18 protein-coding genes are annotated in these 15,874 nt (G+C 52.7%); 9 read left to right on the top strand and 9 right to left on the bottom strand.

Going from position 1 to position 15,874, the window contains the following annotated elements; genetic code table 11:
- Positions 1–119 precede the first annotated feature (119 nt).
- Positions 120–686 (bottom strand): D-glycero-beta-D-manno-heptose 1,7-bisphosphate 7-phosphatase, encoded by a 567-nt coding sequence (gmhB, locus tag FDW87_RS08455; RefSeq protein WP_016151783.1) that lies wholly within the window; start codon positions 684–686, stop codon positions 120–122.
- Between the two features lie 189 nt (positions 687–875).
- Here gmhB and metN point away from each other — a divergent pair, with 189 nt between their 5' ends.
- From metN to FDW87_RS08420, 7 genes are all read left to right on the top strand, one after another.
- On the top strand, positions 876–1,907 hold the full coding sequence (metN, locus tag FDW87_RS08450; protein ID WP_016151782.1) for a methionine ABC transporter ATP-binding protein MetN: 1,032 nt from the start codon (positions 876–878) through the stop codon (positions 1,905–1,907).
- The gene (locus FDW87_RS08445; RefSeq protein WP_016151781.1) at positions 1,900–2,553 is read left to right on the top strand and encodes a methionine ABC transporter permease MetI; all 654 of its coding nucleotides are present in this window, start codon (positions 1,900–1,902) and stop codon (positions 2,551–2,553) included. The genes metN and FDW87_RS08445 overlap by 8 nt, the downstream gene beginning before the upstream one ends.
- A gap of 44 nt (positions 2,554–2,597) precedes the next feature.
- Positions 2,598–3,413, top strand: a complete 816-nt coding sequence (gene metQ / locus FDW87_RS08440) for a methionine ABC transporter substrate-binding lipoprotein MetQ (RefSeq protein WP_006686809.1) — start codon at positions 2,598–2,600, stop codon at positions 3,411–3,413.
- A 116-nt stretch (positions 3,414–3,529) separates the two neighbouring features.
- Positions 3,530–3,934 carry an Rcs stress response system protein RcsF gene (rcsF, locus tag FDW87_RS08435; RefSeq protein WP_016151780.1) on the top strand — a complete coding sequence of 135 codons (405 nt, stop codon included), beginning with the start codon at positions 3,530–3,532 and terminating at the stop codon, positions 3,932–3,934.
- On the top strand, positions 3,931–4,638 hold the full coding sequence (gene tsaA / locus FDW87_RS08430) for a tRNA (N6-threonylcarbamoyladenosine(37)-N6)-methyltransferase TrmO (RefSeq protein WP_047417110.1): 708 nt from the start codon (positions 3,931–3,933) through the stop codon (positions 4,636–4,638). The genes rcsF and tsaA overlap by 4 nt, the downstream gene beginning before the upstream one ends.
- 113 nt (positions 4,639–4,751) lie before the next feature.
- Positions 4,752–6,470: a proline--tRNA ligase gene (proS, locus tag FDW87_RS08425; RefSeq protein WP_137379626.1), complete on the top strand. Its 1,719-nt coding sequence runs from the start codon at positions 4,752–4,754 to the stop codon at positions 6,468–6,470.
- Positions 6,471–6,522: 52 nt separating this feature from the next.
- Positions 6,523–7,347 (top strand): YaeF family permuted papain-like enzyme, encoded by an 825-nt coding sequence (locus tag FDW87_RS08420; protein WP_047417112.1) that lies wholly within the window; start codon positions 6,523–6,525, stop codon positions 7,345–7,347.
- Between the two features lie 47 nt (positions 7,348–7,394).
- On the opposite strand, the gene nlpE is transcribed toward FDW87_RS08420, so the two are convergent.
- From nlpE to FDW87_RS08405, 3 genes are read right to left on the bottom strand one after another with little or no spacing between them, the layout of a single operon-like run.
- Positions 7,395–8,096, bottom strand: coding sequence for an envelope stress response activation lipoprotein NlpE (gene nlpE, locus FDW87_RS08415; RefSeq protein WP_137379625.1), 702 nt, complete (start codon positions 8,094–8,096; stop codon positions 7,395–7,397).
- Positions 8,097–8,126: 30 nt separating this feature from the next.
- A complete protein-coding gene (gene arfB, locus FDW87_RS08410; RefSeq protein WP_016151775.1) occupies positions 8,127–8,549 on the bottom strand; it encodes an alternative ribosome rescue aminoacyl-tRNA hydrolase ArfB in 423 nt (140 codons plus the stop codon).
- Complete coding sequence (locus tag FDW87_RS08405) at positions 8,546–9,091, bottom strand: YaeQ family protein (protein WP_046275338.1); 546 nt, start codon at positions 9,089–9,091, stop codon at positions 8,546–8,548. The genes arfB and FDW87_RS08405 overlap by 4 nt, the downstream gene beginning before the upstream one ends.
- A 188-nt stretch (positions 9,092–9,279) precedes the next feature.
- On the opposite strand from FDW87_RS08405, the gene FDW87_RS08400 reads away from it, so the two are divergent.
- Both FDW87_RS08400 and rof read left to right on the top strand, forming a co-directional pair.
- On the top strand, positions 9,280–9,480 hold the full coding sequence (locus tag FDW87_RS08400) for a YaeP family protein (protein ID WP_003018499.1): 201 nt from the start codon (positions 9,280–9,282) through the stop codon (positions 9,478–9,480).
- Complete coding sequence (rof, locus tag FDW87_RS08395) at positions 9,467–9,727, top strand: Rho-binding antiterminator (protein WP_047417117.1); 261 nt, start codon at positions 9,467–9,469, stop codon at positions 9,725–9,727. The genes FDW87_RS08400 and rof overlap by 14 nt, the downstream gene beginning before the upstream one ends.
- A gap of 54 nt (positions 9,728–9,781) precedes the next feature.
- Here the strand turns inward: rof and tilS are convergent, their stop codons facing one another.
- From tilS to FDW87_RS22125, 5 genes are all read right to left on the bottom strand, one after another.
- Entirely contained in the window at positions 9,782–11,074 is a 1,293-nt protein-coding gene (tilS, locus tag FDW87_RS08390; protein WP_137379624.1) for a tRNA lysidine(34) synthetase TilS, read from the bottom strand.
- 61 nt (positions 11,075–11,135) lie between these two features.
- Positions 11,136–11,525, bottom strand: coding sequence for a VOC family protein (locus FDW87_RS08385; RefSeq protein WP_137379623.1), 390 nt, complete (start codon positions 11,523–11,525; stop codon positions 11,136–11,138).
- A gap of 66 nt (positions 11,526–11,591) precedes the next feature.
- Complete coding sequence (gene ldcC, locus FDW87_RS08380; protein WP_016151770.1) at positions 11,592–13,730, bottom strand: lysine decarboxylase LdcC; 2,139 nt, start codon at positions 13,728–13,730, stop codon at positions 11,592–11,594.
- Positions 13,731–13,829: 99 nt separating this feature from the next.
- A complete protein-coding gene (accA, locus tag FDW87_RS08375) occupies positions 13,830–14,789 on the bottom strand; it encodes an acetyl-CoA carboxylase carboxyl transferase subunit alpha (protein ID WP_003018513.1) in 960 nt (319 codons plus the stop codon).
- Between the two features lie 12 nt (positions 14,790–14,801).
- Positions 14,802–15,874 (bottom strand): OB-fold nucleic acid binding domain-containing protein (locus tag FDW87_RS22125; RefSeq protein WP_252363079.1); only part of this gene is annotated, 1,073 nt, incomplete at its 5' end.

Genomic DNA, 15,874 nt, shown 5'->3' with positions numbered 1-15,874 from the left:
TTTGTGTGAAGTGATTCACATCCGCCGTGTCGATGGAGGCGCATTATAGGGAGTCGACTCAGGAAGACAAGCGGAAAAATGCATTTTTGTTTCAACCGCTCACCTTTTATCCATTGCGCTTACTTTTGCTGCTTTTTTATCGCCATTGGCAGGTCTGCCAGACTATTTATGACCAAATCTGCCGCATTTTCTGCTTCCGGCGTAACAGGTTTACCCGTGCGCACCAGAACCTTCGTTCCAACATTCGCCGCTGCCGCTGCCTGCATATCTTCTATCTTGTCGCCTACCATATAGGAAGCGGCCATATCGATATGCAGGAAGTCTCGGGCGGAGATCAACATTCCTGGATGCGGTTTACGACAGTCGCAGACCTGACGATACTCTTCTACCGTGCCCTGCGGATGATGCGGGCAATAGTAGATACCATCCAGATCAACGTCGCGATCGGCCAGCGACCAGTCCATCCATTCGGTCAACGTTTCAAACTGTGCCTCAGTAAATTTGCCACGAGCGATACCAGACTGGTTTGTCACGATAATGAGTGCGTAACCCATATTTTTAAGTTCACGCATGGCATCAATAACGCCGTCGATAAACTCGAACTCGTCAATCTCATGTACGTAACCGTGGTCCACATTAATGGTGCCGTCGCGGTCGAGAAAAATTGCGGGTACAGATTTTGCCACCTTTTATAGCTCCTGAATAAAGCATGTGGCTCTAGTATCGCATGTTTCGGCGGGCAAGAAAGTGCTCATCGTGCAAAGCTAGATTGATTTAGACGTCTGGATGCCTTAACATCCATCTTGTTGACGGCTTCGACCGTCCCAGACAGACGAAAATGCCACGGCTAACTTAATTACGATAATAAATAACCAATGATTAAACTTTCGAATATCACCAAAGTGTTCCAGCAGGGGACTCGCACCATCCAGGCGCTAAATAAAGTCAGCCTGCACGTTCCTGCTGGGCAGATTTATGGCGTCATTGGCGCCTCCGGTGCCGGTAAAAGTACGCTCATTCGCTGCGTTAACTTACTTGAACGCCCAACCGAAGGCAGTGTTCAGGTTGGCGGCCAGGAGCTGACGACGCTTTCTGAATCCGAGCTGACCAAAGCTCGCCGTCAAATCGGCATGATTTTCCAACACTTTAACCTGCTCTCTTCCCGTACCGTGTTTGGCAACGTCGCGCTGCCGCTGGAACTGGATAACACGCCAAAGGAAGAGATCAAACGCCGTGTAACAGAACTGCTGGATTTAGTCGGCCTTGGCGACAAGCACGACAGCTACCCGGCCAACCTTTCCGGCGGACAAAAACAGCGAGTGGCGATTGCGCGTGCGCTGGCCAGCAATCCAAAAGTGTTGCTGTGTGATGAAGCCACCAGCGCACTTGATCCGGCAACAACCCGCTCGATTCTGGAATTATTGAAAGACATTAACCGTCGTTTGGGACTCACCATTCTGCTGATTACCCATGAGATGGACGTTGTAAAACGCATTTGTGACTGCGTGGCGGTCATCAGTAATGGTGAGCTGATTGAGCAGGACACCGTCAGCGAAGTGTTCTCCCACCCGAAAACGCCGCTGGCACAGAAATTTATCCAGTCCACGCTACACCTGGATATCCCGGAAGATTATCTGGAACGTTTAAAAGCAAAGCCAGAAGCCGACAGCGTGCCAATGCTGCGCATGGAATTCACCGGTCATTCGGTTGATGCGCCATTACTTTCTGAGACGGCCCGTCGCTTTAATGTGAATAACAACATTATTAGCGCGCAGATGGATTACGCCGGCGGCGTGAAGTTCGGCATCATGCTGACTGAAATGCACGGCACACAGGAAGATACGCAAGCAGCCATTAACTGGTTGCAGGAACACCATGTAAAAGTAGAGGTACTGGGTTATGTCTGAGCCGATGATGTGGCTGCTGGTTCGCGGCGTATGGGAAACGCTGGCAATGACCTTTGTGTCCGGTTTTTTTGGTTTTGTGATTGGCCTGCCGGTTGGCGTGTTGCTGTACGTAACGCGGCCGGGGCAAATCATTGAGAACGCGAAGCTCTACCGCACGCTCTCTGCACTGGTGAATATTTTCCGTTCCATCCCGTTCATTATCTTGCTGGTGTGGATGATTCCGTTCACCCGCATGATCGTTGGCACCTCTATTGGGCTGCAGGCCGCTATCGTCCCGCTGACCGTCGGCGCCGCGCCGTTTATCGCCCGTATGGTGGAAAACGCGCTGCTCGAAATCCCGACCGGGCTGATTGAAGCCTCTCGTGCAATGGGTGCCACGCCGCTGCAAATTGTACGTAAGGTATTACTACCAGAAGCACTGCCTGGACTGGTCAATGCGGCCACCATCACCCTTATCACGCTGGTGGGGTATTCCGCGATGGGCGGTGCCGTCGGTGCCGGTGGTCTTGGCCAGATTGGTTATCAGTACGGTTATATTGGCTACAACGCTACCGTCATGAATACAGTGCTGGTATTGCTCGTCATTCTGGTTTATTTAATTCAGTTATCCGGCGATCGCATCGTCCGGGCTGTCACGCACAAATAACGTTGCACACAACACTAAAAACTCATTAAGAAAAGGAAATAAGCATGGCGTTCAAATTCAAAACCTTTGCGGCAGTTGGAGCCCTGATCGGTTCTCTGGCACTTGTGGGTTGCGGTCAGGATGAAAAAGATCCTAACCACATCAAAGTGGGCGTTATTGTTGGCGCAGAGCAGCAGGTCGCAGAAGTCGCGCAGAAAGTGGCTAAAGAAAAATACGGTCTGGACGTTGAGCTGGTCACGTTTAACGATTACGTCCTGCCTAACGAAGCACTGAGCAAAGGCGATATCGATGCTAACGCCTTCCAGCACAAACCGTACCTGGATCAACAGATCAAAGATCGCGGCTACAAACTGGTTGCCGCAGGTAATACTTTTGTTTACCCGATTGCGGGCTACTCTAAAAAAATCAAATCACTGGATGAGTTGCAGGAAGGTTCTCAGGTCGCGATTCCAAACGATCCGACTAACCTTGGCCGCTCCCTGCTGCTGCTGCAAAAAGTGGGCTTAATCAAACTGAAAGACGGTGTTGGTCTGCTGCCGACCGCGCTGGACGTGATTGAAAACCCGAAAAACCTGAAGCTGGTTGAACTGGAAGCGCCGCAGCTGCCGCGTTCCCTGGACGATGCGCAAATCGCACTGGCGGTCATCAACACGACCTACGCCAGCCAGATCGGCCTGACCCCGGCTAAAGACGGTATCTTTGTTGAAGATAAAGATTCTCCGTACGTAAACCTGATCGTGACTCGTGAAGACAATAAAGATGCTGAGAATGTGAAGAAATTCGTTCAGGCATACCAGTCTGACGAAGTGTACGAAGCAGCAAACAAAGTCTTCAACGGCGGTGCTGTTAAGGGCTGGTAATTTTAGGCTGTTTCCAGAATCTGTAATATCATCAGGACGGGCGCTTGCCCGTCTTGTCATTTATGCAAGCACCTGATTCAATATCTGACGTTTAGATCATTCATTGAGGAAATATTATGCGTGCTTTACCGATCTGTTTAGTAGCACTCATGCTGAGCGGCTGTTCTATGTTAAGCAGATCCCCTGTTGAACCCGTTCAAAGCACCGCTACCCCGCCTAAAGCGGAGCCGGAAAAACCCAAAGCACCGCGCGCGGCGCCGGTAAGAATCATTACTAACGCTGAAGATTTAGTTGGCAAACCGTTCCGCGATCTCGGCGAAGTCAGCGGCGAATCCTGCCAGGCATCCAACCAGGATTCACCGCCGAGCATTCCAACCGCACGCAAACGCATGCAGATTAACGCATCTAAAATGAAAGCAAATGCGGTATTGCTGCACAGTTGCGAAGTAACCAGCGGAACGCCGGGTTGCTATCGCCAGGCGGTTTGCATCGGTTCTGCACTGAACATTTCGGCGAAATGAGCCATTTTCAGTTCGAGCAAATAGGCGTTATCCGCTCACCTTATAAAGAAAAGTTCGCCGTTCCACGCCAGCCAGGTCTGGTGAAAAGTGCCAGCGGTGAACTGCATTTGCTCGCACCTTATAACCAGGCCGATGCCGTTCGCGGCCTGGAAGCCTTCAGCCATTTGTGGGTGATTTTTGTTTTTCACCAGACAATGGAAGGTGGATGGCGTCCAACCGTGCGCCCTCCCCGTCTTGGCGGCAATGCCAGAATGGGCGTTTTTGCCACGCGTTCAACGTTTCGTCCGAACCCTGTTGGCATGTCGTTGGTTGAGCTGCGGGGCATCCGTTGCCATAAAGAGCACGTAATCCTTGAGCTCGGCGGGCTGGATCTTGTTGATGGCACGCCGGTAGTGGATATAAAACCGTATCTGCCGTTTGCCGAATCGCTGCCAGATGCTCGCGCCAGCTATGCTCAGGACGCGCCGCAGGCCAGTGTAGACGTGACGTTCAGTGAAGAGCTGGCTGAGCAACTACCAAAGCTCGAACAGCGTTACCCGCATCTTCGTCAGTTTATTGCCGAAGTGCTGGCGCAGGATCCGCGTCCTGCCTACCGTAAAAACGAGGAAGAAGGCAAAACCTATGCCGTCTGGTTGCTGGACTTTAACGTCCGCTGGCGCGTGACGCCGTCAGGATTTGAGGTCTTTGCTCTGGAAGCCCGCTAATTTGCATCGCGTACTCTTTTGACATCCCCTTCTCGCTGGTAAACTAAACCACTTTTGTTTTGTGCCAGGCTCATTTTGAGCCTGTTCGATCGTTCAACTGGAACCGTAACAACATGCGTACTAGCCAATATCTGCTCTCCACTCTGAAGGAGACACCTGCCGACGCCGAGGTCATCAGCCACCAGCTGATGCTGCGCGCCGGGATGATCCGCAAGCTGGCCTCCGGGTTATATACCTGGCTGCCGACCGGCGTGCGCGTCCTGAAAAAAGTCGAAAACATCGTGCGTGAAGAGATGAACAACGCCGGTGCGATCGAGGTGTTGATGCCGGTCGTTCAGCCTTCTGAACTGTGGGAAGAGAGCGGCCGTTGGGAACAATACGGCCCGGAACTGCTACGTATTGCTGACCGTGGCGATCGTTCATTCGTACTCGGCCCAACGCATGAAGAAGTGATCACCGACCTGATCCGTAATGAGCTGAGCTCTTACAAACAGCTGCCGCTGAACTTCTATCAGATCCAGACCAAATTCCGTGACGAAGTACGTCCGCGCTTCGGCGTGATGCGTTCCCGCGAATTCCTGATGAAAGATGCCTACTCTTTCCACACCTCTCAGGAATCTCTGCAGGAAACCTACGACGCGATGTACGCTGCGTACAGCAAAATCTTCAGCCGTATGGGGCTGGATTTCCGTGCGGTACAAGCGGATACCGGTTCTATCGGCGGCAGCGCCTCTCACGAATTCCAGGTGCTGGCGCAGAGCGGTGAAGACGATGTGATCTTCTCTGACTCTTCCGACTATGCGGCAAACATCGAGTTTGCCGAAGCTGTTGCACCGAAAGAACCGCGCGCCGCTGCAACACAGGAAATGACGCTGGTCGATACGCCGAACGCTAAGACCATCGCCGAGTTGGTTGAACAATTCAACCTGCCTATCGAGAAAACCGTGAAAACCCTGCTGGTGAAAGCGGTTGAAGGCAGCAGCTACCCGCTGGTTGCGCTGCTGGTTCGTGGCGATCACGAGCTGAACGAAGTCAAGGCGGAAAAACTGCCGCAGGTTGCCAGCCCGCTGACCTTCGCCACCGAAGAAGAAATTCGTGCGCTGGTTAAAGCAGGTCCTGGATCTCTGGGTCCGGTGAACATGCCGATTCCGGTGGTTATCGACCGTACCGTTGCGGTAATGAGCGATTTTGCTGCCGGTGCCAACATCGACGGTAAACACTATTTCGGTATCAACTGGGATCGCGACGTTGCCACCCCGGAAGTGGCTGACATTCGTAACGTGGTCGCCGGCGACCCAAGCCCGGATGGCAAAGGTACGCTGATGATCAAACGCGGTATCGAAGTGGGTCACATCTTCCAGTTGGGTACCAAGTACTCTGCAGCGATGAAAGCCGCCGTTCAGGGAGAAGATGGTCGTAACCAGACGCTGACCATGGGCTGCTACGGTATCGGGGTCACTCGCGTTGTGGCTGCTGCGATTGAACAGAACTACGACGATCGCGGCATTGTATGGCCAGACGCCATTGCCCCGTTCCAGGTTGCTATTCTGCCGATGAACATGCACAAATCCTACCGTGTGCAGGAGCTGGCTGAGAAGCTGTACGCGGAGCTGCGCGCGCAGGGTATTGAAGTGCTGATGGACGATCGTAAAGAGCGTCCAGGCGTGATGTTTGCTGATATGGAGCTCATCGGTATTCCGCATACCATCGTGCTGGGCGACCGTAACCTCGACAACGACGATATCGAATACAAATACCGTCGTAACGGCGAGAAAGAGCTGATTAAAACCGGCGACATCGTCGACTACCTGGTCAAAGCTATTAAAGGCTAATACCAGCATAAGGCCCTGAGGATCAGGGCCTTTTTTACATGGATTGTATAAAATGGCTAAACCAACGGCGTATTACCGCCTGCTCCTCCCCTTCGGTCTTCTGCTTTCAGCCTGCACGATTGACGTCAGTCAGCAAAATTCATCAGCAACGGCTGTTGATGCCCAGGCAAAGAAATGGGAGGTAAAACTCCAGCATCAAAGCTCATTTACCGATCAAGCGCTGCATGAAATTACGGATACCGACCTCAGGCCGGGCGACCTGCTGTTCTCCTCCAGTCTTGGGGTGACCTCATTTGGTATTCGCGCGTTCAGCACCTCTTCTGTCAGCCATGTCGCCGTTTACCTTGGCGATAATGAAGTTGCCGAAGCGACTGGGGCGGGAGTACAAATCATTTCGCTTAAAAAGGCTGAAAATCACAGCGATAAGCTTTTTGCTCTGCGGGTCCCCAACCTCACACCGCAGCAGGCCGAAGAAATCAAAACATTCGCTTATAAAATCAAAGATAGCGGCTATAACTACCGCGGCATCGTCGAATTTATTCCGTTTATGGTGACCCGGCAAATATGTTCATTGAATCCTTTCTCAGAGGATTTTCGCCAGCAATGCGTCAGCGGGCTGGCAAAAGCACAGTTGAACAATACCAGCGAAGGAGAAAAGAAGGCGTGGTTTTGCTCCGAATTCGTAACCGATGCGTTTGCCACAGCCGGGCATCCGCTAACAATGGCGCAGCCGGGTTGGATTAGCCCTTCCGACCTGATGCATATGCGCGAAGGTGACATTTCCGCTTTTAAGTCTGAAACACAGCTACAGTATATCGGCCACCTGAAGTTAGGGATTTATATCAAAACCAGCCGTTTTGTTGGATTGATCCGATAAGGAAAAACTGTCCGGGCGATCGCCGGACGGTTTTTATAAGCTGCAGATTAATCATCGCAACTCTGGCCAGGGATAAACTTAATTTCTTTATCCGCTCTTAAGGTTTTCACTGGTGTGCCCGTATCAGGATTTTCTTCCATCGTGAAGTGCCCTTCCACAGTAAGCAGAACTGCCTTATCCGTTGCACCACGCGCAGTCAGATAATCTCGCTCCAGTTGTGCATTGTTCGCGACAGAGACTCTTTTACCCGTCGCACAATCTGTGAAGGTTGCCGCGTCAGCCATATAGAAGTACATCCCCCGCATCGGCATTGGCGTCACCGGTAAGCTGGCGGAAACTGGCTCAAGCGTGTAGTTGAACTGTGACTCAATCGGGTTACCTTCACGATCGAGCATCTCCAGCGCTTCACCTTTTGCCCGGTAGTACGACTTCTCACCTTTGCTGTCAGTCAGCACCAGCTTATCGGCAGTGCGCGCCCATGTACCATAAGAAGCAAAGGAGGACGGTTCATCTCGCACGCCCTGATAGCGTTCATTCATCACCCATGTGCCGTCTTTTTCCAGGAACAGAGAGGTTTCAATTCCTTCGCAGTCCGCGCAAGGCAAAATGCCACGCCAGCTTTGCTGCATCGGTTTTAATTCTGCCGCCCACGTCGGCTGTAGTACATCGACTTCAGTACGGTTGTTACAGCCGATCAAGGAAAAAAGCGTGCATGCAGCGACCACGGACAATATTGCTGTTTTCACTATGAATTCCTTATAATTTTTTATTCCCGCTCGTCAGTCTTGCGTTCGACGAACTCTCCCACGCAGTGCTTTCACTGTGGATTTTTGCGCCTTCGATGACAACCTGCGCTCTTTCGAGGCGCGCGTAGGACGTGTTGCCTGTCGGCTTTTTTGCACCGCGGTTAATTCTTTTATCACCGCCACCAGTCGGGAGATTGCCGCTTCCCGATTTAGCTCCTGGCTACGGTATTCCTGCGCCTTTATGATAATAACGCCATCGCTGCTAATCAGATGATGGCTGGCGGCCAGCAGACGTTCCTTGTAATACTCTGGCAGGCCTGAGGCCCGAATGTCAAAGCGCAAATGGATAGCCGTGGAGGTCTTGTTAACGTGCTGACCGCCCGCGCCCTGTGCCCGAATCGCCGTGATTTCCAGCTCACTGTCAGGGATAGAGACGTTTCGGGAGATAACAATCATGAACGCGGCTGCCACGCGGTCAGATGAATTTCCAGATTGTTCTGAGAATCAGACAGCCAGATAGCGCCATCCTGGATAGTTGCCTGCAGCGCCATTGTACGACCAGCAAAATCACTCAGTTGCGCCAGCTGTTCATCATCCAGATACCACACGGTGAGATTTTTAAACTGCGCACACTTGTTCTGGTTTTGCTGCCACCAGATCTGGGCCGCACGGCTGTTGTAAGTAAACAGAGCAACCTCACCAGACTGGGTACAGGCTTTTTTAATACGACGCTCATCCGGCAGACCCAGTTCAATCCAGAGATCGATGCCCAGATGGTCGTTACGCAGCCATGCTTCAGGCTCGTCTTCAGCACTCAGGCCACGCGTGAACTGCAGCCGTTCATCGGCATATTTAATCCAGGCCAGCAGGCGCAGCATCATGCGCTCCTGGGTTTCAGAGGGATGACGCGCCAGCGTCAAGGCCGCATCAAGGAACTGGTTGCGGTCGAGATCCGCTACGTTGACGACGGCTTTATAAATTGTCGCTTTAAGCGCCATGAGAGAACTCCTTTCGAATCAGGCGCTCATTGTAGCGAAAACTGCGGCAAAAGGCTGCTAACAGCTCCTCAATCAAGGCGCTGATATTGCTTGAATGAGTATGGTATAGTCACCTTGCTAAACAGAGTTTATCTTCGTAGGCTTAGACTTGCATCCACGGTTAAGTCAGAGTGCTGACAGGAGGGCATGTGGAAAAATATTGTGAGTTAATACGCAAGCGGTACGCGGAAATCGCCAGCGGAGACTTAGGGTATATCCCGGATGCGCTGGGTTGCGTATTGAAGGTGCTTAATGAAGTGGCGGCAGACAGCGCCCTTCCAGAGTCGGTCAGGGAAAAAGCGGCCTATGCTGCCGCCAACTTACTGGTGAGCGATTATGTCAATGAATGAAACGTATCAACCCATCAATTGTGATGATTACGACAATCTTGAACTCGCCTGCCAGAACCATTTGTTACTGACGCTGGCGCTAAAAGATGGCGAAGTTTTGCAGGCGAAAGCGAATGACCTGGTTTCACGCAAAAACGTGGAGTATCTGGTCGCAGATGTCGCAGGTGAAACCCGGGAGCTTCGTCTCGATAAAATTGCCAGCTTCAGCCACCCGCAAATCGGTACCGTGGTCGTCAGCGAATCTTAGCTTTTCTTGCGCCTTATCAGGCCTAAATGACCAGGCCTGATAATCGCACCGCCATCAGGCATGCCAAATCAGACTCATACCTTCTTCATCTACCGCCGCACCCTCACGCGTCACAAAAACCCCCGCAGCCGCAATCAACGTTTCACCGTAAAACAACAACGGCGTGGTATCTCGTCGCCAGGGCGGGATCCCCTGCTCCTGCCAGATTTTCTTTAATTTACGTCCACCGTTACGCCCGACAATATGCAATACGCCTGGCGCTTTAAAACGAATACTGACGGCTTCACCTGCTTGCGGCATGCGCAATTCGCCAGCAGAGATTAGCTGCACCGAGCCTAACCCGGCTGGCAGCGTCAACGGCGTTTCCCGGCATGACCACGGGATGACGGTTTCGCTTTGCCCGTCGACCGATTTAACCCACCATAGCTGTGACTGATAGCGACGGACCTCATATTCTCCTAGACGAAAACAGGGGGAAGCATCTTCTCGCGCCAACGCCACTTCCTGCCAGATACGTTCCAGCCCGTCCCGGGAAGGCATCGGTGCATTTACCCCCGCCAACCAGCGACGAAGCAGAGCTGCACGCCGCACGCCACTCATCATCATTAACGGTGCCAGTAACAGTGTGCCTTGGGCAGTCACGCAGTCGGCTAAATCATTGGCCAGCAGTTCATCCAGTAAACTCTCCTGCTCGGCGCACAGCGCGGCGCTACGGGCTGCGGCTTGCGCGAAGTGCGGCCATCGTTGTTGGAGCAAGGGGGTAACGCGCAATCTGAGAAAATTGCGATCGTAGGCATCATCCTGATTACTTTCATCTTCGATCCAGCATAATTCATGCTGTCGCGCCCATGCTTCAAGCGCCTCTCGCGTTTGCGCCAGCAGCGGTCGAATCAGTTGGGTTCCGGCAAATGGTGAGCTTTCGCCCATGGCGGAAAGCCCGGCAGGACCACTGCCGCGCTTAAGCGCCAGTAGAAAAGTTTCACACTGGTCGTCGAGATGCTGGGCGGTCATCAGCACTTCACCCGGTAGTAAGATCTGCGCAAATGCCTGATAGCGCGCGCGTCGCGCCTGAGCTTCGACGCCCAAACCATCATCCTCAAGATGGACCCGTTCAACCACCAGCGGCACCTGCCACTGTGCGCATACCGATTCACAGTGTTGAACCCAACTGTCTGCCTGCGGGCTTAATCCATGATGAATATGGATTGCGCGCAAGGCAACCTCAGGATTTTGCGCTCGCCACAGTACCAGCTGATGCAGCAGCACGGTGGAATCCAGCCCGCCGCTAAAGGCGACCAGAATCGATTGAGAATTCAGCAGTGAAGTGTTCAGCGTGAGTGTCGTCATGATGGTTACTTACAAGGGCATTGCCCGGCACATTGCCAGACTAATGCCACAATGATAAGACTTACAGCTCGTACAGTTCGAGCGGTAATCCGTCCGGATCGTTAAAAAACGTAAAGCGTTTGCCGGTAAACGGATCGATACGCACGGATTCGCACTTCACGTGGTGAGCTTCCAGATGCGCGATCGCTTTTTCCACGTCATCTACGCTGAACGCCAGATGGCGTAAACCGCAGGCTTCCGGTCGACTCGGACGGCAAGGCGGAAATGGAAAAGAAAAAAGCTCAATCACATACTGACCGTTCAATGCCAGATCCCCCTTCCACGAGTCACGTTCTTCCCGGTAGGCTTCGCTGATTAGCGTAAAGCCCAGCACATCACAGTAAAATGCCTTACTCGCCGCGTAATCCGACGCAATAATGGCAATATGGTGAACCTGTTTTAATCCCAGCATAGCGTCATCGCCTCTTTCGTTTTTCTGCCAGCACGTTACTCGTGCGTAATGGTTTCACGCAAGTCGTCATGCCATTTTTAGGACTCGCACGCGATACACGCCATCTTCACCCAGTTTAGCGCCATGGATATCGGTTTCAAATCCAGGATAGTGATGGCCCACTGAACACAACATCAGCAGAAAATCGAGTACAGCCCGGCTTTTGGCCGTGATCATTTCCCCGGGCATCAAGAGCGGCACACCGGGAGGATAAGGCAGAATCATATTGGCAGAAATGCGCCCCACCAGTTGATCGAGCGCCACCGTTTCGACCTCACCTTTGATCTGCCGCTGCCAGGCCTGGTGCGGGGTCATTTTCATTTCCGGTAAGGTATCAAATGCCCGCAGCATCAGCCCGGAGAGATCGTGCTGGCGGATCAGCTTATGGATCCCCTGCGCCAGATCCTGAATACGCATATTACGATAGAAATCGGGATCCTCGGCATACAGATCCGGCAGCATATTTTTCACGCGTAAATTCAGATCGTACGAGCGTTTAAATTCCGTCAGGCCGCGCAGTAGCCCCATCGCCCGGGTTTTATCAATGCCAATACTGAACAGGAACAACAGATTATACGGTCCCGTTTTCTCGACAACGACGCCGCGCTCATCAAGGAATTTCGCCACCAGCGCCGCAGGGATCCCCTCTTCACTCATATTTCCCTGTTCATCCATTCCCGGCGTAAGAATGGTGACCTTCACCGGGTCGAGGAACATATGATCGGCGTCAGCATCAACAAATCCGTGCCAGTCTTCACCAGGCGCTACCGGCCAGCACTCCGCTTCATCTACCCTTTCCGGCTGCCAGATATCAAAGAACCAGCCATCCGACTCTTCGCGTAGCCGCTGCACTTCTTTACGGAAATGCAGCGCCCGCTCCACCGAACGATTGATCAACCGCTTGCCTGAATTGCCACGCAGCATTGCCGCCGCCGTTTCTATCGACGCGACAATCGGGTAGCTCGGGGAAGTGGAAGTGTGCATCATAAAGGCTTCGTTGAACGTCTCTTCGTCGTAGTCGCCCTTAATGTGGATCAGAGAAGCCTGTGATAGTGCCGCCAGCATCTTGTGGGTTGACTGGGTTTCAAAAATCACTTTCCCCGGCACCCGTTCGCCGCTCATCCCGCTTTTCCCCTGATAGATCGGGTGAAAATGGGTATACGGCACCCAGGCAGAATCAAAATGAATGGAGGGCACATCCAGGGTTTGCTTGATCCAGTTGGTGTTATACAACAGGCCGTCATAGGTGGAATTGGTGATCACCGCGTGTACCGGCCATAGTGCCTGAGGGGTCTCTTCTACCTTGCGTTCAATGCTTGCGCGGGTGAATTCCCGACGAGGTATACCGCCGAGGATCCCCAGCGCATTGCGCGTAGGCTTCAGCCAGATTGGCACCACATCGCTCATCATGAGCAAATGCGCCAGCGACTTATGACAGTTGCGATCAATCAGTAGCGTACTGCCTGAAGGCGCGGCATACATGCCGACAATCTTGTTCGACGTCGAGGTGCCGTTGGTCACCATATAGCTCTGCTCGGCGCCAAAGGTGCGCGCGATATACTCCTCCGCTTCCAGATGAGGGCCGGTATGATCCAGCAGCGAACCCAGTTCAGTCACGGAAATAGACACGTCGGCCTTCAGAGTATTGCCGCCAAAGAAATCATAGAACAGGCAGCCTACCGGGCTTTTCTGATACGCCGTTCCCGCCATATGTCCGGGCGTGCAGAAGGTGTACTTTCCTTCCTTCACATAGGTAAACAGCGCCTTGGTGAAAGGAGGCGTGATGTTATCGAGGTATTCGCTGGTGTACTGACGGATGCGGGTTGCAATATCTTCAGACTGGCCCAGCGCATACTCAAAAAACCACAGTGCCATGCGCAGGTCGTGCGCGCTGACATCCATCGTCGAATGAGTATTAATAAAGGCGTAGAGCGGGAGATACTCGTTGAGCTGGTTGATGTCACTGCACAGATCCAGGCTGTATTCATCCCAGTCAAAAATGACACCGCAAATTCGTGGGTTATGTTCGATAAACTTAAGCAGGTCGACGCTATTCTGCGGCCAGATAATCTGAAACCCCTGCTGTTGCAGCGCACGCTCAAGTTCCTTGATGGGCTCATCTTTATAAAAGACGCCATGCGGTCCCATGATGGCAATGATATTCATGCGTTCCTCCTGGAAAAACCTTAGTTAATCATAGCCTGGTGAAACCACAGGTAAAAAAAAGGGCCACAGCGTTGTGGCCCTTTTCAGAATTAATGCAGTTTACGCGTAACCGTAGCTCATCAGACGCTGGTAACGACGGTTTTTCAAATCATCTTTGCTTAACACGTCGAGATCGGCGAGATCGGCCAGCAGCTGTGCTTTCAGGGACGCAGCCATCACTTCCGGGTTGCGGTGCGCGCCGCCCAGCGGTTCCGGAATGATAGAGTCGATAAGCTTCAGCTCTTTCAGACGCGGCGCGATAATCCCCATCGCTTCTGCGGCCAGCGGCGCTTTGTCGGCACTTTTCCACAGAATGGAGGCACAACCTTCCGGGGAGATAACGGAATAGGTGCTGTATTGCAGCATATTCACTTTATCGCCCACGCCGATCGCCAGCGCGCCACCGGAACCACCTTCACCAATAACGGTGCAGATTACCGGTACGCTCAGACGCGACATTTCACGCAGGTTGCGCGCAATCGCTTCAGACTGACCACGTTCTTCCGCACCCACGCCCGGATAAGCCCCTGGGGTGTCGATGAAAGTAATGATCGGCATATTGAAACGCTCGGCCATTTCCATCAGACGCAGCGCTTTGCGATAGCCTTCCGGTGCCGGCATGCCGAAATTACGACGAATTTTTTCTTTGGTCTCACGGCCTTTCTGATGACCAATGATCATCACCGGACGGCCATCCAGACGCGCGATGCCGCCGACAATAGCTTTATCATCCGCATAGGCGCGATCGCCCGCCAGCTCATCAAATTCATCAAATGCCAGGCGGACATAATCCAGGGTGTACGGACGCTGTGGATGGCGCGCCAGCTGGGCTACCTGCCATGCGCCAAGATCGGCGAAGATTTTACGCGTCAGCTCTACGCTTTTTTCACGCAGACGATGCACTTCTTCATCGATGTTAATATCCAGTTTCTCATCCTGACGGCTAACCGCAGTCAGAGAATCGATTTTTGCTTCCAGCTCTGCAATCGGCTGTTCAAAATCAAGGAAATTCAGACTCATAGTATTCCTGTATTAGTCAAACTCCAGTTCCACCTGCTCCGAACCAATAAGGCCACGGAGATCGTTTAGCAAACGATCGCTCGGAGAGACACGCCACGTTGCGCCAAAACGCAATCGCGCACGTGCATCCGCCCTCTGATAGTAGAGATGTACTGGAATTGTCCCCGAGCGGTGGGGTTCCAGAGACTGACGGAGTCGGTTTAAAAGCTGGTCATCAATTTGCCTGTCCGTCAGCGAGATAGCAAGCCCGCGAGCATATTTTTCCCGGGCTTCGTCAATATCCATGACTTCACGGGCCATCATTTTAAGCCCGCCGCTGAAGTCATCAAAGCTGACCTGTCCGCTGACGATAAGTATGCGGTCTTTTTCCAGCAATTGCTGGTATTTATCCAGAGCATCGGTAAACAACATAACTTCCAGACGCCCGGAACGGTCATCCAGGGTACAGATGCCGATACGATTGCCGCGCTTGGTGACCATTACCCGCGCAGCAATGACGAGCCCCGCGGCCGTGGTGACTTTACCACGTTCTGTCGGATGCATGTCTTTCAGCCTGTGGCCTCCAACATAGCGCTCAATTTCTTTTAAATACTGATTGATGGGGTGTCCCGTCAGGTAAAGCCCTAACGTTTCACGTTCCCCTTCTAATACCACCTGCTCCGGCCACGGTGTACAGTTAGCATAAGACTGTTCAATTTGTTCCGGCTCTTCAGCCAGCACGCCAAACATGTCCGCCTGACCCGTTGCCTCGGCTTTCGCATGCTGATCGGCGGCTTTTAGCGCATCGTTGAGTGAATTCATCAACGCCGCGCGATGTGGGCCAAGGCGGTCAAACGCCCCGGACATGATTAACTTTTCCAGCACCCGGCGGTTGAGTTTTTTGATGTCCGTGCGCGCACAGAGATCAAACAGCTCGCGGAAGTAACCGCCTTCGTTGCGCGCCTCAATAATAGCTTCAATTGGCCCTTCACCCACGCCTTTTATCGCGCCGATGCCATAGACAATTTCGCCATCATCATTCACGTGAAAATGATAAAGCCCGGAGTTGATATCCGGCGGCAGGATTTTGAGCCCCATACGCCAGC

The organism is Citrobacter sp. wls826 (assembly GCF_005281245.1).
Classification (GTDB): domain Bacteria; phylum Pseudomonadota; class Gammaproteobacteria; order Enterobacterales; family Enterobacteriaceae; genus Citrobacter; species Citrobacter braakii.
The sequence above is the reverse complement of the archived record's forward strand: the minus strand, read 5'-3'. Positions and strand labels throughout refer to the sequence as shown.